The following is a 26123-nucleotide window of genomic DNA, read 5'->3' on the forward strand; positions in this document are numbered from 1 at the left end:
ACCCCCCGCCCCCCCCCCCCGCCCGGCGGGCCCCCCCCCCCCGCTACCGGTGGATCCGTGCTGCCGGGCCATGCCCGGCGAACGCAGTAGAGCCACGCCATGCGTGGATGGGCCATCCCGAAGGCAAAAAAAAGCCCCGCAGTGCGGGGCTTTTCTCTTATCGCTTCATGGAACCGAAGAACTCGTCGTTGGACTTGGTGTTCTTCATCTTGTCCAGCAGGAATTCCATCGCGGCCATTTCATCCATCGGATGCAGCAGCTTGCGCAGGATCCAGATCTTCTGCAGCAGTTCCGGTTCGATCAGCAGGTCTTCGCGGCGGGTGCCGGAACGGTTGATGTCGATGGCCGGGAACACGCGCTTTTCAGCGATGCGACGGCTCAGGTGCACTTCGCTGTTGCCGGTGCCCTTGAACTCTTCGTAGATCACCTCGTCCATCTTCGAGCCGGTGTCGACCAGCGCGGTGGCGATGATGGTCAGGCTGCCGCCTTCTTCCACGTTGCGCGCGGCACCGAAGAAGCGCTTCGGGCGGTGCAGGGCGTTGGCGTCCACACCACCGGTCAGCACCTTGCCCGAGCTCGGCACCACGTTGTTGTAGGCGCGGGCCAGGCGGGTGATGGAGTCCAGCAGGATCACCACGTCCTTCTTGTGCTCGACCAGGCGCTTGGCGCGCTCGATGACCATTTCGGCCACCTGCACGTGGCGCGCGGCCGGCTCGTCGAAGGTCGAGCTGATGACCTCGCCGCGCACGGTGCGCTGCATTTCGGTCACTTCTTCCGGGCGCTCGTCGATCAGCAGCACGATCAGGTGCACGTCCGGATGGTTGGTGGTGATGGCCGTGGCCACCTGCTGCATCATCATCGTCTTGCCGGCCTTCGGCTGGGAAACGATGAGCGAGCGCTGGCCCTTGCCCTGCGGCGCCATCAGGTCGAGGATGCGGCCGGTGATGTCTTCCGACGAACCGTTGCCGCGCTCCAGGGTGAAGCGGCGACGCGGGAACAGCGGGGTCAGGTTCTCGAACAGCACCTTGTTCTTCGACGCTTCGATCGGCTCACCGTTGATGGTGTCGACGATGTTCAGTGCGAAGTAGCGCTCGCCGTCCTTCGGGAAGCGGATGCGGCCGGAGATGTGGTCGCCGGTGCGCAGGTTGAAGCGGCGGATCTGGCTGGGCGAGATGTAGGTGTCGTCCGGGCCGGCCAGGTAGCTGGCCTCGGCCGCGCGCAGGAAGCCGAAGCCGTCGGGCAGGATTTCCAGCACGCCGTCGGCGGCGACGCCGTCACCGTGGCGGGTCAGCACCTTCAGCAGGGCGAAGATGACGTCCTGCTTGCGGGCGCGGGCGACGCCTTCGGAGATCTGCAGCTGCTCGGCGATTTCCAGCAGCTTCTGCGCCGGCATGCGCTTGAGGTCGCTCAGCGAGTAGACCGGGAAGCCTTCCGGCACGTTGGCGTGCGGGCGCGGCACGAAGGGCTGCTGCTCGCCGCCGTCCTGCGGCATGCCGTCATCGCGGCCACGGCCACCACGGTCGCGGTCGCGACGGTTGCGGAAGCGGTCGCGGCGGTTGCCCTGGCCCTGCTGGCCGTTCTGGCCACCCTGGTTGTAGGGGTTGTTGTTCTGGCCCTGGCCCTGGTTCTGGCCACCGCCCTGGTGGTTCTGCTGGCGCTGGCCGGATTCGCGGCCTTCGCCACCTTCACCGCCGCCGGAGGCGGGGGCTTCAGCGGCGGGCGCGCTCGGCGCGGGGGCGGCTGCGGCCGGTGCCGGCGCTTCGGGCGCGGCTGCCAGCGGCAGGGTCGGCTGCGCGGGGGCAGCGCTGGTTTCGGCGGCGGCCGGAGCGGCTGCCTTGCTCACGCGGGGCTTGCGCACGCGCTTTTCGGCGGGCGCATCGGCGCTGCCGGTTTCGGGAGTGTTATCGGACAAGAGCGTTATTCCTCGCTTGAAGGTGCGAGCGCCCGGCTGGGGCGGCGAACGTTGGGAATGGGTCTGGAAGAAACTGCGTCCAGAGGGTGCGGCACGCGAACGCGGCCGGATATGCCGACACTATCATCGGCCAGCGGCGCCGTGCAAGGGTCACCGGGAACTGCATTCATGTGGGCGCGGGGCGCCCAGCGGCAGCCGCGGTCAGCGGCTGCCGTGGAACAGCAGGATCAGGCCAGGGCCTTGTCCAGCAGGCCGGCCAGCTGGGCCTTGCCCACCGCACCGATCTGCTCGCCGACCTTTTCGCCGTCTTTGAACACGACCAGGTACGGGATCGAACGCACGTGGTACTTGGCGGCCAGCGCACGGTTGTTGTCGACGTTGACCTTGGCGATCTTGGCGCGGCCCTGGTAGGCGTCGGCCAGTTCGTCCAGCGCGGGGGCGATCATCTTGCAGGGGCCACACCACTCGGCCCAGAAATCGACCAGCACCGGTTCCTTGGAATTCAGCACGGCGCTATCAAAGTCGGCATCGCCGACGTGTACAACCTTGTCGCTCATCTTGGTTTCTCGTCTTGGATTGCACCCGGCCAGGCCGGAGGTGGGTGAACTGGGCCATGCCCGGTGGCGCGACCCTCGTCGTTGCCTCGCGGCGGTCTGCCGCGGTGCGTTCGGCGGGATGCCTGGACGCTCACGGCCGGCAGTGTACCCCTATCGCGCGGCGGGGACAGTTGCTGGCTGGAACCCAGCGTATCGTGATCGTGTCCCAGCCCGGTATGTGTCGGATTTCACTGTCTTGGAGAACATGGGGGTGTCACCGGGGCGGGGCCAGTGGCCCTGGCGGGGCCGTTCAAGTGGCGTGCGGCTGGGTGAAGGGCGGGTAGGGGGCCGGCGTCTCCCGGGGTGGTGAGACAGGTGGTTCCGGTTTGCCGGCCCGAGTGCGTTAAACTGGGGCATTGTGCGGCGCGCGGACCGGGTGGTCCCAGCCTGCCAACCCGCCGCAGGGGACGCAGTTTGCGACGGTTCCCCTAGACGCTGAAGTGCCAGCCGCCCCGTGGGCCGGCGGCCATACCAAGACGGACACATGAGCGACAAACCGCTGACCGATTTGACCTTTTCCTCCTTCGAGCTGCATCCGGCCCTGCAGGCTGGTCTTGAAGGAGCCGGATTCACCCGCTGCACCCCGATCCAAGCGCTGACCCTGCCGGTCGCGCTGCCCGGCGGTGATGTGGCCGGCCAGGCGCAGACCGGCACCGGCAAGACGCTGGCCTTCCTGGTCGCTGTCGTGAACCGCCTGCTGACGCGTCCGGCGCTGGCCGACCGCAAGCCGGAAGATCCGCGCGCGCTGATCCTGGCCCCGACCCGCGAACTGGCCATCCAGATCCACAAGGATGCGGTGAAGTTCGGTTCTGACCTGGGCCTGCGTTTCGCCCTGGTCTACGGCGGCGTTGATTACGACAAGCAGCGCGAGCTGCTGCAGCAGGGCGTGGACGTCATCATCGCCACCCCGGGCCGCCTGATCGACTACGTGAAGCAGCACAAGGTGGTCTCGCTGCACGCCTGCGAGATCTGCGTGCTGGACGAAGCCGACCGCATGTTCGACCTGGGCTTCATCAAGGACATCCGCTTCCTGCTGCGCCGCATGCCGGAGCGCACCACCCGCCAGACCCTGCTGTTCAGCGCCACCCTCAGCCACCGCGTGCTGGAGCTGGCCTACGAGCACATGAACGAGCCGCAGAAGCTGGTGGTCGAAGCCGAGACCATCACCGCCGCGCGCGTGCGCCAGCGCATCTACTTCCCGGCCGATGACGAGAAGATCCCGCTGCTGCTGGGCCTGCTGTCGCGCAGCGAAGGCGCGCGCACCATGGTCTTCGTCAACACCAAGGTGTTCGTCGAGCGCGTGGCCCGTTCGCTGGAAAAGGCCGGCTACCGCGTCGGCGTGCTGTCCGGCGACGTGCCGCAGAAGAAGCGCGAGAGCCTGCTCAACCGCTTCCAGAAGGGCCAGCTGGAGATCCTGGTGGCCACCGACGTGGCCGCCCGCGGCCTGCACATCGACGGCATCAAGTACGTCTACAACTACGACCTGCCGTTCGACGCCGAAGACTACGTGCACCGCATCGGCCGTACCGCGCGCCTGGGCGAAGAGGGTGATGCGATCAGCTTCGCCTGCGAGCGCTACGCGATGGGCCTGCCGGACATCGAGGCGTACATCGAGCAGAAGATTCCGTCCGAGCCGGTCACCAAGGAACTGATGACCCCGCTGCCGCGCCCGGAACGCCCGGCCCCGGCCGAAGGCGAGGAAGGCGACGACAACGAAAGCGTCGGCCAGATCTTCCGCGAAGCGCGCGAAGCCCGCGCCGCCGAGGAAGAGCGTCGTGGCGGTGGCCGCAGTGGCGGCCGTTCCGGCAGCGGCGGTGGTGGCCGTGGTGGTCGCGACGGTGAGCGCAGCGGCGAACGCCGTTCGCGTGGCCCGCGCAAGCCGCGCGTGGAAGGCGAGCAGGCTGCTGCCGCGCCGGTCGCCGGTGCCGAAGGCGCCGCTGCCCAGGCCCCGCGTCCGCCGCGCCCGCCGCGTGCCGAAGGCGCGCCGGAAGGTGCCGCCGATGGCGAGCACAAGACGCGCAAGCGCCGTCGTCGTCGCCACGGCCGTCCGGTCGAAGGTGCCGAGGGCGCGCAGAACACCGCCGGCAATGGCGCCAGCCCGGTCACCCCGGTGCAGGTGGTCGCCAAGCCGGTGCGTACGGCCGCCGACACCGGTGATTCGTTCCTGACCCGTATCGGCCGCAAGATCCGCCGGATGCTGTCGGGCAGCTGATCGGCGCTGCCGATCAGCGGGTAGCACCCGACCGTTGGTCGGGTGGCTTTAACGGCGTGCCGACCAACGGTCGGCACCCACCACCAACGGTCGGCACCCACCGGACCGGAAGGTTTTCGCCGGGCATGGCCCGGCGCTACCGATCCGTCGCGCGGCTCCTGCATAATCGGGGCATGAGTGTCCTGCGCTTCGACAATGTCAGCAAACAGTACGCCGGTGGCCACGAAGCCCTGACCGATGTCAGCTTCGAAGTAGCCCCCGGCGAAATGCTGTTCGTCACCGGCCATTCCGGGGCGGGCAAAAGCACCCTGCTCAAGTTGATCCACCTCGACGAGCGGCCCAGCCGCGGCGCCGTGGTGTTCGACGAGCGCAACCTGCTGAAGGTGCGCGGCGGTGACATCCCGCGCCACCGGCGCGCGGTCGGTGCGGTCTACCAGGACCACCGCCTGCTGATGGACCGCTCCATCGCCGAGAACGTGGCCCTGCCGCTGATCCTGCGCGGCACCCGCCGCGGCGACATCGCCAAGCGCGTGCGCTCGGTGCTGGAACGCATGGGTTTGGGCCACCGCGAGAAGGCGCTGCCCTCGCAGCTGTCGGCCGGTGAGCAGCAGCGCGTGGGCATCGCCCGCGCGATCGTGGGCGAACCCAAGCTGCTGGTGGCCGATGAGCCGACCGGCAACCTCGACCCGACCCTGGCGGCGGAGATCATGGCCCTGTTCGCCGAGCTGCCCTCGCGCGGCACCAGCGTGCTGGTGGTCAGCCATGACCTGCCGCTGCTGCGCCGCATGCGCAAGCGCGTGCTGATCCTCGACCATGGCCGGCTGGTGGACGACATCTCGCCGCAGGACCTGGCGGAGTAACGCATGGGCAAGAACGAAAACAGCGAAGCCGCCGCACCGTCGCGCCTGGGCGTGTGGTTCCACCATCACGCGCACAGCGTGGTGTTCAGCCTGGGCCGCGCCTGCCGCAAGCCCTGGGCGACCCTGCTGACGGTGATGGTCATGGCGCTGGCGCTGGCCCTGCCGCTGGGCCTGTCCATCGCCCTGGACAACCTCAAGCAGTTCGCCGGCAGCGTGCAGCAGTCGCGCGACATCAATGTGTTCCTGAAGGCCGACGTCGATGGCCCGGGCGCGCTGCGCCTGGCCGGCGAGCTGCGCGACCGCCAGGACGTGGCCAACGTGACCGTGCGCACGCCCGAACAGGGTCTGCAGGAACTGCGCGATGCCGGCCTCGGCGAGGCCATCGATGCACTCAACGACAACCCGCTGCCGTCGCTGCTGGTGGTGACCCCCGGCCAGGGCCAGGATGACGCGCGCCTGGCGCGCGCGCTGGAAAGCCTGCCCGGTGCCGACCTGGTGCAGCACGATGCCCTCTGGCGGCAGCGCCTGGATGCCTGGCTGGCCTTCGGTGCGCGCCTGGTGCAGGTGCTGTCCGCGCTGCTTGGCGCCGGTGCCGCGCTGGTGGTGGGCAATACCGTGCGCCTGGACATCCAGGCCCGCCGCGAGGAAATCGGCGTGCTGCAGCTGCTGGGCGCCAGCGATGGCTTCATCCGCCGCCCGTTCCTGTACCTGGGCGCCTGGTATGGCCTGGGCGCCGGTGCGGTCGCGCTGGCCCTGATCGGCGTGGCCGGCACCGCCCTGCGTGCGCCGCTGGCCGATCTGTCGCGCAGCTACGGCAGCCCGTTCGTGCTGCATGGCCTGGACCTGCTGCACGGCAGCCTGGTGCTGCTGGGCACGCTGCTGCTGGGCTGGCTGGGTGCCTGGCTGGTGACCGGCCACTTCCTCCGCCAGACCCGCCCCACCGACACCTGAGACCGGCATGCGACCGCAAGCGTTGAAGCACCTTGAAGGGCCCGCGACGCGGGTGATGGTGGTCGATGGTTCCAAGCTGGTGCGCAAGCTGATTGCCGACGTGCTGCAGCGTGACCTGCCGGGCGTTGAAGTCATCGGCTGCGACAGCATCGAGGAAGCGCAGCAGGTGCTGGCACAGGGTCCGGTGGATCTGGTGACCACCTCGCTGACCCTGCGCGATGGCGACGGCCTGGCGCTGGCCAAGAGCGTGCGCGAAGCCGCCGGCCAGGCCTACGTGCCGGTCATCGTGGTCTCCGGCGATGCGCAGCAGCACCTGGAACAGCGCCGCTTCACCGAGTACGTCACCGATTATTTCGACAAGGCGCTGGGCCACGAGGCGCTGGCGACCTTCATCCGCGGCTACGTCCAGCCGCAGACCATTCCCGGCGCCACCATCCTGTATGTCGAGGACAGCCGGGTGGTGGCCGAAGCGACCAAGCGGATGCTCGAGCGGCAGCAGCTGAACGTGATGCACGTGGTCAGCGCCGAGGAAGCCTTTACCCTGCTCACCGCCGAATCGCTGGGCCGCAGCCGCCACCGCATCGACCTGGTGCTGACCGACGTCACCCTGAAGGGTGAGCTGAGCGGCCGCGACGTGGTGCAGCGCGTGCGCGTGGATTTCGGCTACGGCAAGCGCCGCCTGCCGGTGCTGGTGATGACCGGCGACGGCAACCCGCACAACCAGACCGGGCTGCTGCAGGCCGGTGCCAACGATCTGGTGCTCAAGCCGATCGAGGAGCGCCTGCTGGTGACCAAGGTGCTGTTCCAGCTGCGGCTGGCACGTTTGAACGATGGACCCCTGTTGCGATAGAAGTGGCGCGATGATTGATGACGTAGTGGATACCCCGACGATCCAGCTGGAACCGAGCTGGAAGCAGCACGTCGGTGATTACCTGTTGCAGCCGCAGATGCGCGAGCTGTCCGCCTTCCTGCGCCAGCGCAAGGCTGCTGGTGCGGCGGTATTTCCGCCGGGCCCGCAGATCTTCGCTGCGTTCGACGCCACGCCGTTCGAGCAGGTGAAGGTGGTGATCCTTGGCCAGGACCCGTACCACGGCCGCGGCCAGGCCCATGGCCTGAGCTTCTCGGTGGCCCCGGGCGTGCCGGTACCGCCGTCGCTGCTGAACATCTACAAGGAAATCGAGGGCGACCTCGGTATTACCCGGCCCGACCACGGCTGCCTGGTGCCCTGGGCCCAGCGCGGCGTGCTGCTGCTCAACGCCGTGCTGACCGTGGAGGAGGGCCAGGCCGGTGCCCACCAGGGGCGCGGCTGGGAAGGATTCACCGATCACGTGGTGGACGTGCTCAACCGCGAGCGCGACGGCCTGGTGTTCATGCTCTGGGGCGCGTACGCGCAGAAGAAGGGCAAGGTGATCGACACCCGTCGCCACCGCGTGCTGAAGTCGCCGCACCCCTCGCCGTTGTCGGCGCACCGGGGCTTCCTCGGCTGCCACCACTTTTCGATGGCCAACGAGTACCTGCGGCGCCAGGGCAAGGCACCGATCGACTGGTCACTGCCGCCGCGCGCTGCACTCTGACGGCACGCGGGCGAGGCGTTACTCGGTCAGCATTTCGATGATGGCGTGGGCGACCTGGCGCTTGCGCGGCGGCAACCGCCGCAGCAGGGTCAGGATCGCGTTTTCCTGCGGGCTGCGCGCCGCTTCCACCACTGCGGTCTCCGGTGGCGCCAGTTCGCCATCGTCGGGACGCCCGGGGCCACGACCGGTGGCCAGCCACTCAAAGTGGACCTGCGTCACAATCGCGAGTTTCGACAGATGTTGCACGCTGGGAACGGTGCCGCCCTCACGTTCCCACTGGGCCACGGCGCTGCGGCGGACCCCGCAATGCAACGCCAACTGTGTTTGAGAAAGGCCAGCCGTTAGTCGGGCTCGCCGGATTCTGTCGCACATCGACTGCATTTTTCACCCCCTCTCCATGTTCGGTAAGCGCTGCTTCCCTGACAGCAATACTTTTTCTGCGTGTACAGAATTGCTGTCCCTGTCTGCATTCCAAGAGGTCTGCGCGTCGTTCCTGCGCGCAAGCAAGCGCCTCTTCCCCCCGATTTCACGCCGTCTTGTTTGACGGCCTTTCGTTGCCTCGCATTAATCGCACCGAACCGGAAATGAACGCAGTCCCACGCAGGGAGCGACACCGGCGGAGCGATTACTCCAGGACGACGCGCTGATCACGTCGCCACGGCGTACCTCTGCCAAAAATCGGCGGAGAACGATGCATGGTTAATGTGAAGGGCGTGAAAGCATCGTCATTGCGCTGGCAGGCGCTGGTGATGCTGGTGGTCCTGGCAGTGCTTTCCTGCCTGGGCCGCGCACAGGCCCAGTCCGCCTGCACCGCCGGGGCCTGCGTCAGCGCCGGGCCGCGCCTGGTCTCGGTCGATTCCACCCAGAGCCCGATCCTCAACCTGCTGTTCAGCGCGCTGCTGCCGGGCACCAGCCTCAATCTCAGCGTCGCCGACTGGAACAGCCTGGCCGGCGCCAACGTCAATCTGAATGCACTGCTGACCCAGCTCAATGGCGGCGTCACCGTCAGCGACCCCAGCCAGGTGCTCAATACCAACATCAGCCTGGGCCAGCTGCGTGCGGCGATGGTGCAGGTGCTGCAGGCCGACGGCCAGACCGCCGCGGCCAACGTGCTGAACGTGCTGCCGCTGGGCGTGGCCGGAACCTCCGGCAGCATCCGCCTGGCCGATATCCTGCAGGTCGCGCTGCCGACCGGTTCGCTGGCCACGGTGCGCCTGAACGTGCTCGACCTGCTGACCGGCGGCGTGCAGCTCTACAACTTCCGCAACGTGCTGACCACGCCGACGCCGATCACGGTGAACACCGCGGCACTCGGCCTGAACGGCGTGGCCAACGTGCGCCTGTGGGCGCAGGTGATCGAACCGCCGAGCTACAACTGCGGCACGGTGGGCGCGGCATTCCACAGCGCGGCCATCCGCATCAAGCTCGACCTGGACCTGGTGCAGGGCCTGAACACCGGCACCCTCACCGCCGCGTTGAACGGGCTCAACCTGCTGGGTGTGTCGCTGTCGAACACCAGCGTCAGCGCCGACGTGCTGCACCTGCAGGTCTACGCCGATGTCGCACGCGCCGAAGGCTCGATCTCGGCGGTGAACCTGGTCGGCAACGCGGTGACCCTGCAGGCGCGCCCGGGCCTGGTGAACCTGTATGTCGGCCAGATCAGCGACGCCACCTTCTTCAACCGCAGCACCGTGCTGACCGACACCGCCCTCACCACCGCCACCCTGACCAACCTCAGCGTGAAGGTGCGGGTGGGCGTGGTCCTGCTGGGCGCCCCGGTGCCGGTGGCCGACATCACCATCCCGATCGCGGTGGGCATCCGCGGCTATGCCACCGCGACACCGGGCCTGCAGAGCGCCAGCTTCACCGGGCCCTATCCACAGACACGCACGCTCACCGCCGGCACGGTCAGTGCGGCCACGCTGGTATCCACCCTGGTCAACTCGCTCAACATCCAGCTCATCAGTGGCAATCCACAGGTGACCCTGCTGGGATCGGTGTCGCTGCCGTTGCCGGTGGCCGACCTGGTCAACGGCATCGTCAACACGCTGCTGACGCCGGTACGCACGCTGGTCAATGCGGTGGTGACGCCGGTGCTGACCGCCGTGCTGGGCGGCGTGGTCGACAACCTGCTCGGCCTGCTCGGCATCCGCGTGGGCCAGGCGGTGTTCACCGTGGAAGGCGTGACCCAGGCCTGCGCCGCCACCCTGCAGCTGGTGAAGGACCTGCAGCCGACCAGCGATACCGGCCGCTTCAACCTGTCCATCACCTACAACGGCAGCACGGTGGGCTCGGCCAGCAACGTCGGCAATAACGGTGCCACGGCGGCGATCATCACCGTGCCCGGCGGCAGCTATGCGTTGGCCGAAGCGGCGGCAGCCGGTACCACGCTGACCCGCTATGCCAGCACCTGGCAGTGCACCGACCAGAACAACACCGTGGTCTCGTCCGGCAGCGGCGGCAGTTTCACCCTGCAGGCACCGGCGATGACCGCCACCGCCACCACCCTGGTGTGCCGCATCACCAACCGGACGCGGCAGGCCGATCTGTCGATCACCAAGAGCGATGGCAGCGGCACCTATACACCGGGTGGCACGGCGACCTACACGCTGCAGGTGGTCAACAACGGGCCCGATGCGGTGACCAATGCGACGGTCACCGACACCCTGCCCAACGGCACCACCCTGCGTGGTGCCTGGACCTGCAGCGCGACCAGCGGCAGCACCTGCGCGGCGGCCAGTGGCGGCGCGGTGGGCGGCAATGCAGTGAACGTGGGCGTGAACCTGGTCAACGGTGGCCAGGCAACGATCAGCGTGCCAGTGAGCTTCAGCAACAACCCGGGCGCCTACTAGCGCGCGGTGCGGTGCAGTGCGCGCGGGGAATGCCCTGCGCGGGGGAAGGACAGGACCACCGATGCCGGATGCCTGCAGCAGGCGACGGCGTGCATTCGAGGACGGACGCATGGCAGCAGTGGGCAGGCAGGGCAGGGCAGGCAGGGCTTCGGCCGGCATCGCGCATGCCATGGCCGTGCTGGCGTTGCTGCTGCCGCCGCCGCTGCTGGCGCAGAGCTACCCGAACCCGTTGAACAACACCGCCACGGTGACCGCGCCGACCGACGTGGCCGACCCGACGCCGGGCAACAACAGCGCTACCGATACCAACGCACTGGCGCTGCAGGCGCAGCTGAGCGTGAGCAAGAGCCTGGTCAGCGCCAGCCCCGTGGCCGCGGGTGGCCCGGTGCAGTACCGCATCCAGGTGAACAACGCAGGGCCGTCGGCGGCCAGTGGCGTGGGCGTGGTCGATACGGTGTCCTCGCTGCTGACCAACGTGACCTGGACCTGCCAGGCGACCACGGCTGCGTCGTCCTGTGCGCAGCCCAGTGGCAGCGGCAATGCGGTGAACGTGCTGGTCAACGTCGGCGTGGGCGACAGCGTGGTGCTGCTGGTGAACGGCACGGCGCCGGCCGCGACCCCGGCCACGGTGCCGGCCAACAGTGTGTCGCTGGTGCTGCCGTCGGGCACGACCGATCCGACCCCGGGCGACAACACCGCCACCACCCCGGCCGTGCCGGTGCAGGCCAATGCGCTGGTTGCGGCCAACGACAGCTTCACCACGCCCATTTCCTCCACCACCGGCGGCAGCACGCCGACGGTGCTGGGCAACGACACCCTGAACGGCCAGCCGGTGGTCGGCGGCAACCTGATCATCTCGCTGCAGAACGCGCCGGCGGGCTTCACCATCAACAGCGCCGGCGTCATCGCGGTGCCGGCCGGTGCTGCGGCGGGCGCGACGTCGATCGGTTACCAGATCTGCGAGAACGCCTCGCCGACCAACTGCGCCACCGCCACGGCGAGCCTGGTCATCGCACCCACGGCCGTGAACGACAGCATCAACGCGCAGGCAGCGGCCACGACGGTCACCGGCAACCTGGCGGCCAACGACAACGCGCCGGCCGGCGCCACCTACAGCGCGTCGGGTACGCCGGTTGCGGGCGCCACCATCAGCAGCACCGGCACGCTGACCTACGCGCCCACGGGCGGCATCACCCAGCCGGCATCGATCCCCTACCAGGTCTGCCTGCCTGCGCCGAATGGCAGCGTCTGCTCGATCGCCACGGCATCGGTGCTGGTCAATGCCAACGTGCTGGTGGCCACCGACGACACCTTCACTACGCCGCTGCCGCCGGGTACGGGCGGTACCACGCCCAGCGTGCTGCTCAACGACACCTTCGCCGGCAACCCGGTGCCGCAGGCCGGCGTGACCCTCAGCCTGGTCGGCGCGCCCAGCGGCTTCTCGATCAACCCCAACGGCACCATCGTCGTGCCGGCGACTGCGGCGGCCGGTCCGCTGTCGGTGATGTACCGCTTCTGCGACAACGCCGCGCCGACCAACTGCGCCACGGCCACGGCCAACCTGGTGGTCAGCCCGAACGCAGAGAACGATGCGGTGAGCACCCCGGGCGGTGGTCGACCGGTAACCGGCACCCTGGCCGGCAACGACAACTTCGCCAGCGGCTCGGTCTTCACTCTGGGCACCCAGGCCACCCGCGGCACGGCCGTGGTCAACGCCGATGGCACCTTCACCTACACCCCGGCCAACGCCAATACCGGGCCGGATACCTTCACCTACCAGCTGTGCCTGCCGGCACCGAACGGCACCGTCTGCGATACCGCAACGGTGACCGTGAGCGTGGCCGCCAACGCGCTGGCGGCGGCCGACGATCTGTTCGCCACGCCGCTGCAGCCGGGCACCACCACCGCCATCAGCCTGCTCGGCAACGACACCCTCAATGGCACGGCAGTGACACCGGCGGGCGTCAGCCTGGCACTGAACAGCGCACCGGCCAGCATCACCGCCAACGCCGCTGGCCAGCTGCAGGTAGCGGCCGGTGCGGCGTCGGGTGCCTTCACCTTCAGCTACGAGATCTGCGAACTGCCGGGCTTAACCAACTGCGCCACCGCCAACGTGCAGCTGGTCATCGCCCCCGATGCGGTGGACGACAGCTTTGCCGCGATCGCGGGCGTCGCTTTGGCCAACACCGTGGCCGGCAATGACAACGTGCCGGCGGGTTCGCAGTTCAGCCTGCTGGCCGGCGCCGCCCACGGTACGGTCAGCGTCAACGCCGACGGCAGCTTCAGCTACACCGCGCAGGGCACGTACGCGGGTGCGGACAGCTTCCGCTACCAGGTCTGCCTGCCGGCGCCCAATGGCGGCATCTGCGATGCGGCCACGGTGACGGTGAACGTGGCCGTCGCCGCCGTCGTGGCCGGCAATGACGACTTCACCGCTGCGCCGGTGCCCGGCACCGGTGGCAGCACGGCCAGCGTGCTGGCCAACGACACCCTCAACGGTGTGGCGATCGACCCGGTGCAGGCTACCCTGTCGCTGATCAATGCCCCGCCGGCCGGCTTCACGCTGGCGCCCACCGGCGAACTGCAGGTGCCGGCCGGTGCTCCCGCCGGCCCGCTGAGCCTGACCTACCAGCTGTGCCAGGCCGGCACCAGCAACTGCGCCACCGCCACCATCGCCGTAGTGATCGCGCCGCAGGCCGTGGCCGACAGCTTCACCACCCAGGTCGGGCGTGCGGTCAGCGGCAACGTGGCGGTGAACGACCGCGTCGCCGCCGGCAGCACCTATGCGACCACCGGCGCCACGCCGCCGGGCCTGGTGTTCAACGCCGATGGCAGCTTCACCTACACCCCGCCGGCGCAGTTCACCGGCACCACGACCTTCACCTACCAGGCCTGCCTGGCGGCGCCATATACCACCGTCTGCAGCACCGCCACGGCAACCCTCAACGTCAATGCCGGCACCCTGGTCGCCAACGACGACGACTTCCGCGGCAGCCTGCTGAATCCCGCCACCGGTGGCACCACCATCAGCGTGCTGGCCAACGACACCATCAACGGTGCGATTCCGCCGGCCCCGGCCGAAGTGATCCTGAGCCTGCTGGGCGCGCCCAGCGGCTACGTGCTCAATCCCAACGGCACCATCTCGGTGCCCGGTGGCGCGGCCGCGGGTGCGGTCAACTTCGATTACCGCATGTGCGAGGCCGCGCTGCCGACCAACTGCGATGACGGTGCGGTGCAGCTGCTGCTGGCGCCGGTGGCGGTGAACGACAACGTCAGCACCGCGGTGGGCGTGCCGGTCAGCGGCAATGTCGCCAGCAATGACAACGTCCCGGCCGGTGCCACCTTCAGCGTCACCGGCACCGCACCGGCGGGCCTGGTGCTGGCTGCCAACGGCGCGTTCACCTATACGCCGCCGGCCGGCACCCAGGGCATCGTCACCTTCGCCTACCAGGCCTGCCTGCCGGCGCCGAACGGCACGGTGTGCGCGGGCGCGACGGTCACCCTCAACGTCAACGCCGGCACCCTGGTCGCCGGTGATGATGACTTCCGTGCCACGCCGATCGGTGCCGGTGGTGGCAGCACGTTGTCGGTGCTGCTCAACGACAGCCTCAACGGTACCCAGCCGCCGGCGTCGGCCGATGTGCTGCTGGGCCTGGTCGGTGCGCCGTCGGGCTTCACCCTGGATGCCAGTGGCGTATTGAACGTCGATGCGGGCGTGCCGTCCGGGGCGCTGACGCTGACCTACCAGCTGTGCGAGACCGCGCTGCCGAGCAACTGCGATTCGGCGCAGATCCGCCTGGTGGTCGCGCCCACGGCCGTGGCCGATGTGTTCTCCACGCCGGCCGGGCAGCTGCTCTCGGGCAGCGTGGCCAGCAATGACAACGCGCCGGTGGGCGCGGTGTTCACCGTGTCCGGCACCGCACCGGATGGCCTGCAGCTGGGCCGCGACGGCACCTTCCAGTACACGCCGCCGGCCGGTTTCACCGGGCCGGTCAGCTTCAGCTACCAGGCCTGCCTGCCGGCGCCGGACAGCGCGCTGTGCAGCACGGCCGGCGCGACCATCAACGTCAACGCCGGCACCCTGATGGCGATGGACGACGACTTCAGTGCGACGCCGCTGGCGCCGGGCGCGATCAGCGGCACCAGCGTGCTGGTCAACGACAGCCTCAACGGCAGCGTGCCGCCGCCGGCCGGCAGCGTCACCCTGACCCTGGTGGGTGCCCCGTCGGGCTATGCGCTCACCACCGCAGGCCTGCTGCAGGTGCCCGCCAGCGCCGCCGCCGGTGCCACGGTGCTGAATTACCAGATCTGCGAAACCGCCGCGCCCAGCAACTGCGCCAGTGCCAGCATCCGCCTGGTGGTGACGCCGTCGGCACAGAACGACAGCTATTCCACCGCCGCCGGCCAGCCGTTGAACGGCAGCGTCGGTGACAACGACAACGTGCCGGCCGGTGCCGTGTTCACCGTCGTCGGCGCCACGCCGGCCGGCCTCAGCTTCGGCGGCGGCGGCAGCTTCACCTACCTGCCGCCGGTCAACGTGGTCAGCCCGGTCACCTTCACCTACCAGGCCTGCCTGCCGGCGCCGGACAACGCGCTGTGCGCCACCGCGACGGCCAGCATCAACATCACCGTCGGCAGCTTGGCCGCCAATGACGACAACTTCAGCGCTGCGCCGATCAATCCGGTCACCGGTGGCAGCACGCCGTCGGTGCTGCTCAACGATGCGTTGAACGGCAGCACGCCGCCGGCCGCCGCTGATGTACTGCTGAGCCTGACCGGTGCACCGGCTGGCATCAGCCTCAACCCGGATGGCACGGTGACGGTTGCCGCGGGCGTGCCGGCGGGTGGCCGAACGCTGACCTACCAGCTGTGCGAAGCGGCGGCGCCGGGCAACTGCGCCAACGCCACGCTGCGCCTGGTGGTGGCCCCGTCGGCCATCGACGATGCCCTGTCCACGCCGGCCGGCGTGGCGCTGACCGGTTCGGTGGCAGGCAACGACAACGTCGGCAGCGGTGCGCAGTTCGGCGTGGTCGGTACCGCACCGGCCGGGTTGTCGTTCAATGCCGATGGCAGCTTCGTCTACACCCCGGCCGCCGGTTTCAGTGGCGCGGTCACCTTCAACTACCAGGTGTGCCTGGCGGCGCCGGACAACACCCTCTGCGCAACGGCCGCGGCCACCCTCAACGTCAACAGCGGCACCCTGGTCGCGGTGGATGACACCATCACCGCACCGGTCGCCGCCGGCAGTGCCACCTCCAGCGTGCTGGGCAACGACACGCTCAACGACACGACGCCGGCCGCGACCGACGTGGTGCTCAGCCTGGTCGGTGCGCCGTCCGGTTTCTCGATCGCCGGCGACGGCACGATCGCCGTGGCCGCCGGCACGGCCGCGGGCGCGGTCTCGCTGACCTACCAGGTCTGCGAAGCCGCTGCCACGACCAACTGCGCCACCGCCAACGTGGCCCTGGTGGTCGCACCGGCACCGGCCGACGATGCGTTTGCCGTGCAGGCGGGCCTGTCGGTCACCGCCAACGTGGCGACCAACGACGGCATGCCGGTGGGCTCGATCTTCAGCCTGCAGGGCACGCCGCCGGCCGGTGTCACCTTCAACGCCGATGGCAGCTTCACCTATGCGCCGCCGGCCGGTACCACCAGCCCGACCAGCTTCGTCTACCAGGCCTGCCTGCCGGCGCCGAACACCACCGTGTGCGGGACCGCCACGGTGACGCTGAACATCAACAACGGTGCACTGCTGGCCAACAACGACAGCTTCGGTGCGATCGCGCCGGGCGGCACCACGGCCAGCGTGCTGGCCAACGACACCCTCAACGGCGTCAGTCCGCCGGCTCCGGCCAACGTGGCGCTGTCGCTGGTGGGCGCACCGGCTGGCTTCAGCATCAACCCCACCGGCACCGTGTCGGTGCCGGCCGATGCGGCCAGTGGCGCCACCACGCTCACCTACCAGGTGTGCGAGACGGCGGCGGCCAACAACTGCGCCACCGCCAGCATCGCCCTGGTGGTGCGGCCGACGCCGGTGAACGACACCATCAGCGTGCAGGCCGGCCAGGCCAACACCGGCAGTGTCGCCGGCAATGACGCGATGCCCGCCGGTTCCACCTGGAACGTGCCGTCGCCGCCGCAGGGCCTGGTGTTCAACGCCAATGGCAGCTTCACCTACACGCCGCCGGCCGGCACCCTCGGCCCGGTCACCTTCAGCTACCAGGCCTGCCTGCCTGCACCGGATGCCGCGGTGTGCGGCACCGCCACCGCCACGCTCACCATCGCGGTCAGTGCCATCGTCGCCAACGACGATGCCTTCGTCGCGCCGCTCACCGCCGGATCGGTCACGCCCAGCGTGCTGGCCAATGACGTCCTCAACGGCGTCACCCCGCCGCCGTCGGCCGCGGTGCAGCTGCTGCTGGTGGCGCCGCCGGCCGGCTTCGTCATCAACAACGATGGCAGCGTGCAGATTCCGGCCAGTGCCGTGGCGGGTGCCACCACGCTGACCTACCAGCTGTGTGAGACCGCGTCGCCGACCAACTGCGCTACTGCGGCCATCACCTTCGTGGTGACCCCGGCACCGCAGGCCGATGCCTTCGCCGTGCAGGCCGGTGCCAGCCTGACCGGTGCCAGCGTGGCAACCAACGACAACCTGCCGGCCGGCTCCAGCTGGGCAGTGCAGGGCACCCCGCCGGCGGGGCTGGCGTTCAACGCCGATGGCAGCTTCAGCTACACGCCGCCGGTGGGCACCACCGGTGCGGTCACCTTCACCTATCAGGCCTGCCTGCCCGCACCGAACACCGCGGTGTGCGGTACCGCCACGGCCACCATCAACGTCAACACCGGCACCCTGGTTGCAGCGGACGACAGCTTCAGCGGCATCGCGGCCGGTGGCACCACCGCCAGCGTGCTGGCCAACGACAGCCTCAACGGCACCACGCCGCCGGCACCGGCCAGCGTGCAGCTCAGCCTGGTCGGCGCCCCGGCCGGCTTTGCCATCAACCCCGACGGCACCATCGTGGTGCCGGGCGGCGTGCTCTCCGGCGCGACCACGCTGACCTACCAGATCTGCGAAACCGCCGTGCCCAGCAACTGCGATACCGCCACCGTGGCCCTGGTCATCGCGCCGTCGCCGCAGGCCGATGCGTATTCGCTGCAGGCCGCAGGCACGATCAGCAACGGCAACGTGGCCGCCAACGACAACCTGCCGACCGGTTCGCAGTTTTCGGTGCAGGGCACCGTGCCCGCCGGCCTGAACTTCAACACCGATGGCAGCTTCACCTACACCGCGCCGGCCAATACGCCCAGCCCGGTGACCTTCACCTACCAGGCCTGCCTGCCCGCGCCGGATGCAGCGCTGTGCGGTACCGCCACGGTGACGCTCAACATCAACAACGGCAACCTGATTGCGGTCGATGACAGCTTCACCATCGCGCCGGGTGGCAGCGCCGCGACCAGCGTGCTGGGCAACGATTCGCTCAACAGCGTCTCGCCGCCTGCCGCCGGCACGGTGCTGGTCAGCCTGGTCGGTGCTCCGGCCGGCTTCGTGCTCGCTGCCGATGGCGTGCTGACCGTGCCTGCCGGCATCGTGTCCGGCCCGCTGACCCTGACCTACCAGGCCTGCGAAGCCGCGGTGAGCGACAACTGCGACACCGCCAGCATCGCGCTGGTGGTCCTGCCGGCACCGCAGGACGATGGGTTCAGCGTGCAGGCCGGGCAGGTGCTGTCGGCCAGCGTGGCCGGCAACGACAACATGCCGGCCGGTTCCAGCTGGACCGTGCAGGGCGCGACCCCGCCGGGCCTGGTGTTCAACACCGATGGCAGCTTCAGCTACACGCCGCCGACCGGCGTCACCGGCGCGGTCACCTTCCTCTACCAGGCCTGCCTGGCTGCACCGAATGCCACGGCCTGCGCCACCGCGCAGGCCACGCTGAACGTCAGCAACGGCACCCTGCTGGCCGGTGACGACACGCTGGTCGGCATCGCCCCGGGCGGTACCTCCGCTGCCAGCGTGCTGGCCAACGATTCGCTCAACGGTGTCAGCCCGCCGGCGCCGGGCGACGTGGTGCTGAGCCTGGTCGGTGCACCGGCCGCGTTCACCCTCAACCCGAACGGCACCATCACCGCCGGCAGCGGCGCGATGTCCGGCCCGACCACGCTGACCTACCAGATCTGCGAAGCGGTGGCGCCGGGCAACTGCGCCAATGCGAGCGTGACCGTGGTGGTCAACCCGGCGCCGCAGGACGATGCCGCCGCCGTGCAGGTGGGGCAGAGCCTCAGCGCCACCGTGGCCGACAACGACAACATGCCGGCCGGTTCCAGCTGGAGCCTGCCGGGCACGCCGCCGGCCGGTTTCAGCTTCAACACCGATGGCAGCTACACCTATGCGCCGCCGGCCGGAACCAGCGGTCCGGCGGTGGTGGCCTACCAGGTCTGCCTGCCGGCGCCCAATGCCAACCTGTGTGGCACCGCCACGCTCACCCTCAACATCAACAATGGCGCGCTGGTCGCTGCCGATGACACCCTGACCGGTGTCGCCGCCGGCACCACCTCCAGCGCCAGCGTGCTGGCCAATGACTCGCTCAATGGCAACTCGCCGCCGGCCGGTTCCTCGGTGGTGCTGAGCCTGGTCGGCGCGCCGGCCGGTTACGCGATCACCGCGCAGGGCACGATCAGCGTGCCGTCCACCGCGGTCTCCGGTCCGGTCACCCTGACCTACCAGATCTGCGAAGCCGCAGCGGCCAACAACTGCGATACCGCCAGCGTCACCGTGGTGGTCAGCCCGTCGCCGCAGCCGGATGCCTTCGCCGTGCAGGTCGGGCAGACGCTGTCGGCCAGCGTGGCCGGCAACGACAACGTGCCGCCGGGCGCGCTGTACAGCGTGCAGGGCACCGCGCCGGATGGCCTGGTGATGACCGCTACCGGTGCCTTCACCTACACGCCGCCGCCGGGCCGCCTGGGCGTGGTCACTTTTGACTACCAGGTCTGCCTGCCTGCGCCGGATGCCGCGGTCTGTGGCGTCACCACCGCCACGATCACCATCAACAACGGCACCCTGGTCGCCGGCGACGACAGCTTCAGCAACATCGCGCCGGGCAGCACCGTGGGCACCAGCGTGCTGGCCAACGATTCGCTCAACGGCGTGTCGCCGCCGGCGGCCGGTACGGTGACGCTGGCCCTGGTCGGTGCACCGGCCGGCTTCTCGATCAGCGCCGATGGCCTGATCACCGTGGGTACCGGCGTACAGTCCGGTGCGATCACGCTGACCTACCGCATCTGCGAGGTGGCCTCGCCGGCCAACTGCGACACCGCCAGCGTGCTGGTGGTGGTCAGCCCGGCACCGCAGCCGGATGCCTTCGCCGTGCAGGCCGGGCAGACGCTGGCCAGCAGCGTGGCCGGCAACGACAACATGCCGGTGGGTTCGAGCTGGAGCGTGCAGGGCACGGCACCGGCCGGCCTGACCTTCAACACCGATGGCAGCTTCACCTATGCACCGCCGGCCGGCACCGCCGGTCCGATCACGGTGACCTACCAGGCCTGCCTGCCGGCACCGGATGCGGCGCTGTGCGGCACCACCACGTTCACCCTCAACATCAACAACGGCGACCTGGTAGCTGGCGATGACGTCATCACCGGCGTGGTTGCCGGCGGCACGTCGGCGGCCAGCGTGCTGGCCAATGACCGCCTCAACGGCGCCAGCCCGGCCCCGGCGGCCGGGGTGCGGCTGTCGCTGGTGGGCGCGCCGGCCGGCTTCACCCTGAACCCGGATGGCACGATCACCGTCGGCAGCGGCGTGCTGGCCGGTTCCACCACGCTGACCTACCAGCTGTGTGAAGCGGCGGCGGCCAACAACTGCGACACCGCCAGCGTGACCCTCGTGGTGACCCCGACGCCGCAGGCCGATGCCTTCTCGGTGCAGGCCGGGCAGCAGCTGGCCAACAACGTGGCCGGCAACGACAGCATGCCGGCCGGTTCGAGCTGGAGCGTGCAGGGCACCGCGCCCACGGGCCTGGTGTTCAACGCCGATGGCAGCTTCACCTACACGCCGCCGGTCGGCACCCTCGGTGCGGTCAGCTTCACCTACCAGGCCTGCCTGCCGGCGCCGAACGGCAGCGTCTGCGGCACCGCCACGGTCACCCTCAACGTCAACACCGGCACCCTGGTGGCCGGCGATGACAGCTTCAGCAATATCGCCCCCGGCACGGCCACGCCCAGCGTGCTGGCCAATGATTCGCTCAACGGCGTGACGCCGCCGCCGGCCGCCTCGGTATCGCTGAGCCTGGTGGGTGCGCCCACCGGCTTCGGCATCAACCCGGATGGCACGATCAGCGTCGGCAGCGGCGTGGTGTCGGGCAGCACCACGCTGACCTACCAGATCTGCGAAGTGGCGGCCTCCAGCAACTGCGCCACCGCCAGCGTCAACGTGGTGGTGAGCCCGGCGCCGCAGGCCGATGCCTTCAGCGTGCAGGCGGGGCAGTCGGTGAACAACAACGTGGCCGGCAACGACAACATGCCGGCCGGTTCGACCTTCAGCGTGCAGGGCGCGACGCCGGCGGGCCTGCTGTTCAACAGCGATGGCAGCTTCAGCTACACGCCGCCGGCGGGCACCACCGGCCCGGTGACCTTCACCTACCAGACCTGCCTGCCGGCACCGAACGCGGCGCTGTGTGGCACCGCCACGGTCAACCTCAACGTCAACAGCGGCACCCTGGTGGCCGGCAACGACAGCTTCACCGGCATCGCGCCGGGCGGTACCACGCCCAGCGTGCTGGCCAACGATTCGCTCAATGGCGTGTCGCCGCCGGCTGCTGGCAGCGTCACCGTCAGCCTGGTCGGCGCGCCGGCCGGCTTCACCATCGCTGCCGACGGCACGATCAGCGTCGGCACCGGCGTCACCTCCGGCAGCACTACGCTGACCTACCAGGTCTGCGAAGCGGCAGCCTCGAGCAACTGCGCCACCGCAACGGTCAACGTGGTGGTCAGCCCGGCGCCGCAGGCCGATGCCTTCAGCGTGCAGGCCGGCCAGGTGCTGTCCAACACGGTGGCGGGCAACGACAACCTGCCTGCCGGCGCCAGCTTCAGCGTGCAGGGCGCGACTCCGCCGGGCCTGGTGTTCAACACCGATGGCAGCTTCACCTACACGCCGCCGGCCGGTACCACCGGCGTGGTCGACTTCACCTACCAGGCTTGCCTGCCCGCACCGAACGCGGCGCTGTGCAACACCGCCACGGTCAGCTTCAACATCGGCACCGGCACCCTGCTGGCGGGCAACGACAGCTTCAGCGGCATCGCCCCGGGCGGTACCACGCCCAGCGTGCTGGCCAATGATTCGCTCAATGGCGTGTCGCCGCCGACTGCCGGCACGGTCACCCTGGGCCTGGTCGGCGCACCGGCTGGTTTCGCGATCAATGCCGACGGCACGATCAGCATCGGCGGCGGTGTCACCTCGGGTGCCACCACGCTGACCTACCGCGTCTGCGAAGCGGCCGCGCCCAGCAACTGCGCCACCGCCACGGTGGCCGTGGTGGTCAGCCCGGTGCCGCAGGCCGATGCCTTCAGCGTGGCGGCCGGGCAGACGCTGTCGAACACGGTGGCCGGCAACGACAACCTGCCGGCCGGCTCCAGCTGGAGCGTGCAGGGCACCACGCCGGCGGGCCTGGTGTTCAACACCGATGGCAGCTTCACCTACACGCCGCCGCTGGGCACCACCGGAGCGGTCACCTTCACCTATCAGGCCTGCCTGCCGGCACCGGATGCGGCGCTGTGCGGCACCGCCACGGTCACCCTCAACGTCAACACCGGCACCCTGGTGGCCGGCGATGACAGCTTCACCGGCATCGCCCCGGGCGGCACCACGCCCAGCGTGCTCGGCAATGATTCGCTCAATGGCGTCACTCCGCCGCCGGCGAACACGGTGACCCTGGGCCTGGTCGGCGCACCGGCCGGCATCAGCATCAACCCCGATGGCACGATCAGCATCGGCAGCGGCGTGCCGTCCGGCCCGACCAGCATCACCTACCAGGTGTGTGAAGTGGCCGCGCCCAGCAACTGCGCCAACGCGACGGTAAGCGTGGTGGTCAGCCCGGCGCCGCAGCCGGATGCCTTCAGCGTGCGTGCGGGCCAGGTGCTGTCGAACACGGTGGCCGGCAACGACAACATGCCGGCCGGTTCGACCTGGAGCGTGCAGGGTGCAACGCCGCCGGGCCTGGTGTTCAACGCCGATGGCAGCTTCACCTACACGCCGCCGGCCGGCACCCTCGGCGCCGTCACCTTCACCTACCAGGCGTGCCTGCCGGCGCCCAATGCCGCGCAGTGCGGTACCGCGCCGGTCACCCTCAACGTCAACACCGGCACCCTGGTGGCGGGCGATGACAGCTTCGTCGATGTCGCGCCGGGCACGTCCACGGACAGCGTGCTGGACAATGACTCGCTCAATGGCGTCTCGCCGCCGGCGGCCGGTACCGTCACCCTGACCCTGGTCGGCGCACCGGCCGGTTTCGGCATCAACCCGGATGGCACGATCAGCATCGGTACCGGCGTCATCTCCGGGCCGACCACGGTCACCTACCAGGTCTGCGAAGTGGCCGCGCCCGGCAACTGCGCTACCGCCAGCGTGAGCGTGGTGGTCAGCCCCGCGCCGCAGCCGGATGCCTTCAGCGTGCAGGCCGGGCAGACCCTGGCCAACAGCGTGGCGGGCAACGACAACATGCCGGCGGGTTCGGTGTGGAGCGTGCAGGGCGCGACCCCGGCCGGCCTGCTGTTCAACGCCGATGGCAGCTTCACCTACACCCCGCCGGTGGGCACCAGCGGGCCGGTCAGCTTCACCTACCAGGTCTGCCTGCCGGCGCCGAACGCGGCCCTGTGCAGCACGGCCACCGTCACCTTCAACGTGGGCGGCGCGGCCAACGTGGTGCTGGCGGTCAACGATGATTTCAGCAGCACGCCGGTCGATCCGTCGGTGGGCGGCACCATCGCCCGCTCGGTGCTGGACAACGACAGCTTCAACAACGTCTCGCCGCCGCCGGTGGGCAGCGTGGTGGCCAGCCTGACCGGCAGCACGCCGGGCTACACCATGAACAACCAGGGCCAGATCATGGTGGCCCCGGGCGTGCAGGCCGGGCAGGTGCAGCTGGCCTACCAGCTGTGCGAGAACGGCGTGCCGACCAACTGCACCACCGCCATCGCCACCGTGCTGGTGCAGGGCCCGGTGGGTGCGCTGCTGGCGGTGGACGACACGGGTGGCCCGGTCGGTCCGGAAGGCCGCACCCGCCTGCTCAACGTGCTGGCCAACGACACCTTCAACAGCGCCACGCTGGATCCGGCCCAGGTCACCTTCACGCCGGTGGCCACCAACGCACTGACCTTCAGCGCCGATGGCTGGGTGGACGTGGCCGCGGGCCTGGCCCCGGGCAGCTACAGCACCACCTACACGCTGTGCCTGGTCAGCCAGCCGACCGTCTGCGATGTCGGCACCGTCACCGTGACCGTCATCGCCGCCGAGCCGGGCGTGGTGGCCGAGGATGACCGGATCGACATGCCGCAGAACGGCGTGGTGGACATCGACGTGCTCGGCAACGACCGCGTGGATGGCACGCCGGTGGATCCGGCCACGGTCACTGTCACCATCACCGCGCCGCCGCCGTATGGCGATGCCACGGTGCTGCCGAACAAGCGCATCCGCTTCGCGGTGCTGGCCAACTTCGCGGGCATCCAGAGCCTGGATTACCAGGTCTGCGATGTCGCCGATCCATCGATGTGTGCCAGCGCATCGGTGACCATCGCCGTCGAGCCGAACGTGCTGACCCTGGCCGACGATGCGGTGACTGCCGAGACCAGCGGCCCGCTGCTAATCAACGTGCTGGCCAACGACAGCACCCGCACCGCGCCGCTGGACCCGGCCTCGCTGCAGGTGGCTGCCGCGCCGGCCCACGGCACCGTGCAGTGCGCCAACGGGGTGTGCACCTACACGCCGGCCGCGGACTTCAGCGGCACCGACAGCTTCCGCTACCGCGTCTGCGACCTGAGCGTGCCGACCCCGCTGTGCGCCGAAGCCAACGTGGCGGTGACGGTGGCCGGCCAGCAGGCCGTGCTGCGCCTGACCAAGGTGGCTGCCAAGCGCACGGCGCAGATCGGTGACCTGGTGCGCTACACGGTCACCATCGACAACGTGGGCGAGGTCGATGCCAACGGTGCCACGCTGCTGGATACGCTGCCGCCGGGCTTCACCTTCGTCAGCGGTGGCTTCGCGGTGCAGGATGCCGACAACGATGCGCGCACCAGCGGCGTGCAGCCGCTGCGCATCGACGGCATCGACGTGCCGGTCGGCGAGCGCGCCACGGTGGTCTACTACCTGCGCGTCGGCGCGGGTACCGGCACCGGCGTGCACACCAACCGCATCACCGCCATCGACGGGCAGAACCGCAGCATCGGCAACGTGGCCACGGCCGATGTCGACGTCAGCGTCGATCCGCTGCTGGATGAAAGCCTGATCGTCGGCAGCGTGTTCGACGACCGCAACGGCAACGGCATCCAGGACGATGGCGAGCGCGGCATCCCCGGCGTGCGCGTGGCGGCGGTGGAAGGCCTGGTGATGGAAACCGATGCCTTCGGTCGCTACCACCTGGTCGGCATTCCGGGCGGCGAAGCACGCGGCCGCAACTTCATCCTCAAGGTCGATCCGTCGACGCTGCCGGCCGGTGCGCGCTTCACCACGCCCAACCCGCTGGTACGGCGCATCACCCCCGGCCTGCCGGTCCGCTTCGACTTCGGCGTGCGCATGCCGGACGGTGCCCTGAGCAGCGAAAGCGCACCCGCCGCCGTCGTGCCGCGTCCGGCGCGGGTGGAACTCGGCCAGGCACTGTTCGCCAGCGGCAGCGCCACGCTGGCAGCCGACCGCGCGGGCGTGCTGGACAAGGCCGCCCAGGCACTGGTGGCGCGCGGCGGGGGCCGCGTGCTGCTGGTCGCTGCGGCGGGCGAGGAAGCCCTGGCCGGGCAGCGTGCGCAGACGGTGCGCGATGCACTGGCCAGCCGCCTGCCGGCCGAGGTCGCCGCCGCCACACGCATCGAAGTGCACGGCAGCGATGGCCGCGTGCTGCAGCAGCTGGCGATCGAGCCGCTCGGCGGACTGTCACCGCCGGCCGGTTCCCGCAGCGGGGAGGGGCGCTGA

10 protein-coding genes are annotated in these 26123 nt (G+C 69.7%); 7 read left to right on the top strand and 3 right to left on the bottom strand.

Annotated features, from left to right (window positions below):
• Nucleotides 1-157: 157 nt before the first annotated feature.
• Together rho and trxA are read right to left on the bottom strand one after the other, a co-directional pair.
• Entirely contained in the window at nt 158-1912 is a 1755-nt protein-coding gene (gene rho, locus IAE56_RS03915; protein WP_200751545.1) for a transcription termination factor Rho, read from the bottom strand.
• Between the two features lie 227 nt (nt 1913-2139).
• Complete coding sequence (gene trxA / locus IAE56_RS03920) at nt 2140-2469, bottom strand: thioredoxin (RefSeq protein ID WP_025878607.1); 330 nt, start codon at nt 2467-2469, stop codon at nt 2140-2142.
• 523 nt (nt 2470-2992) lie between these two features.
• Between trxA and rhlB the strand changes: the two genes are divergently transcribed.
• From rhlB to ung, 5 genes are all read left to right on the top strand, one after another.
• The gene (rhlB, locus tag IAE56_RS03925) at nt 2993-4720 is read left to right on the top strand and encodes an ATP-dependent RNA helicase RhlB (protein ID WP_200751546.1); all 1728 of its coding nucleotides are present in this window, start codon (nt 2993-2995) and stop codon (nt 4718-4720) included.
• A gap of 173 nt (nt 4721-4893) precedes the next feature.
• Nucleotides 4894-5580 carry a cell division ATP-binding protein FtsE gene (gene ftsE / locus IAE56_RS03930; RefSeq protein WP_200751547.1) on the top strand — a complete coding sequence of 229 codons (687 nt, stop codon included), beginning with the start codon at nt 4894-4896 and terminating at the stop codon, nt 5578-5580.
• A gap of 3 nt (nt 5581-5583) precedes the next feature.
• Nucleotides 5584-6531, top strand: a complete 948-nt coding sequence (gene ftsX / locus IAE56_RS03935; RefSeq protein ID WP_108770204.1) for a permease-like cell division protein FtsX — start codon at nt 5584-5586, stop codon at nt 6529-6531.
• A gap of 7 nt (nt 6532-6538) precedes the next feature.
• Nucleotides 6539-7381, top strand: a complete 843-nt coding sequence (locus IAE56_RS03940; RefSeq protein WP_200751548.1) for a response regulator — start codon at nt 6539-6541, stop codon at nt 7379-7381.
• Nucleotides 7382-7391: 10 nt separating this feature from the next.
• Nucleotides 7392-8105, top strand: a complete 714-nt coding sequence (gene ung, locus IAE56_RS03945; protein ID WP_200751549.1) for a uracil-DNA glycosylase — start codon at nt 7392-7394, stop codon at nt 8103-8105.
• Between the two features lie 18 nt (nt 8106-8123).
• On the opposite strand, the gene IAE56_RS03950 is transcribed toward ung, so the two are convergent.
• Nucleotides 8124-8486: a helix-turn-helix transcriptional regulator gene (locus IAE56_RS03950; protein ID WP_200751550.1), complete on the bottom strand. Its 363-nt coding sequence runs from the start codon at nt 8484-8486 to the stop codon at nt 8124-8126.
• A gap of 314 nt (nt 8487-8800) precedes the next feature.
• On the opposite strand from IAE56_RS03950, the gene IAE56_RS03955 reads away from it, so the two are divergent.
• A complete protein-coding gene (locus IAE56_RS03955; protein ID WP_200751551.1) occupies nt 8801-10957 on the top strand; it encodes a DUF11 domain-containing protein in 2157 nt (718 codons plus the stop codon).
• Nucleotides 10958-11066: 109 nt separating this feature from the next.
• A complete protein-coding gene (locus IAE56_RS03960) occupies nt 11067-26123 on the top strand; it encodes an Ig-like domain-containing protein (protein ID WP_200751552.1) in 15057 nt (5018 codons plus the stop codon).

It is taken from the genome of Stenotrophomonas sp. S41, from assembly GCF_016624625.1.
In the GTDB taxonomy this organism is placed as follows: Bacteria; Pseudomonadota; Gammaproteobacteria; order Xanthomonadales; family Xanthomonadaceae; genus Stenotrophomonas.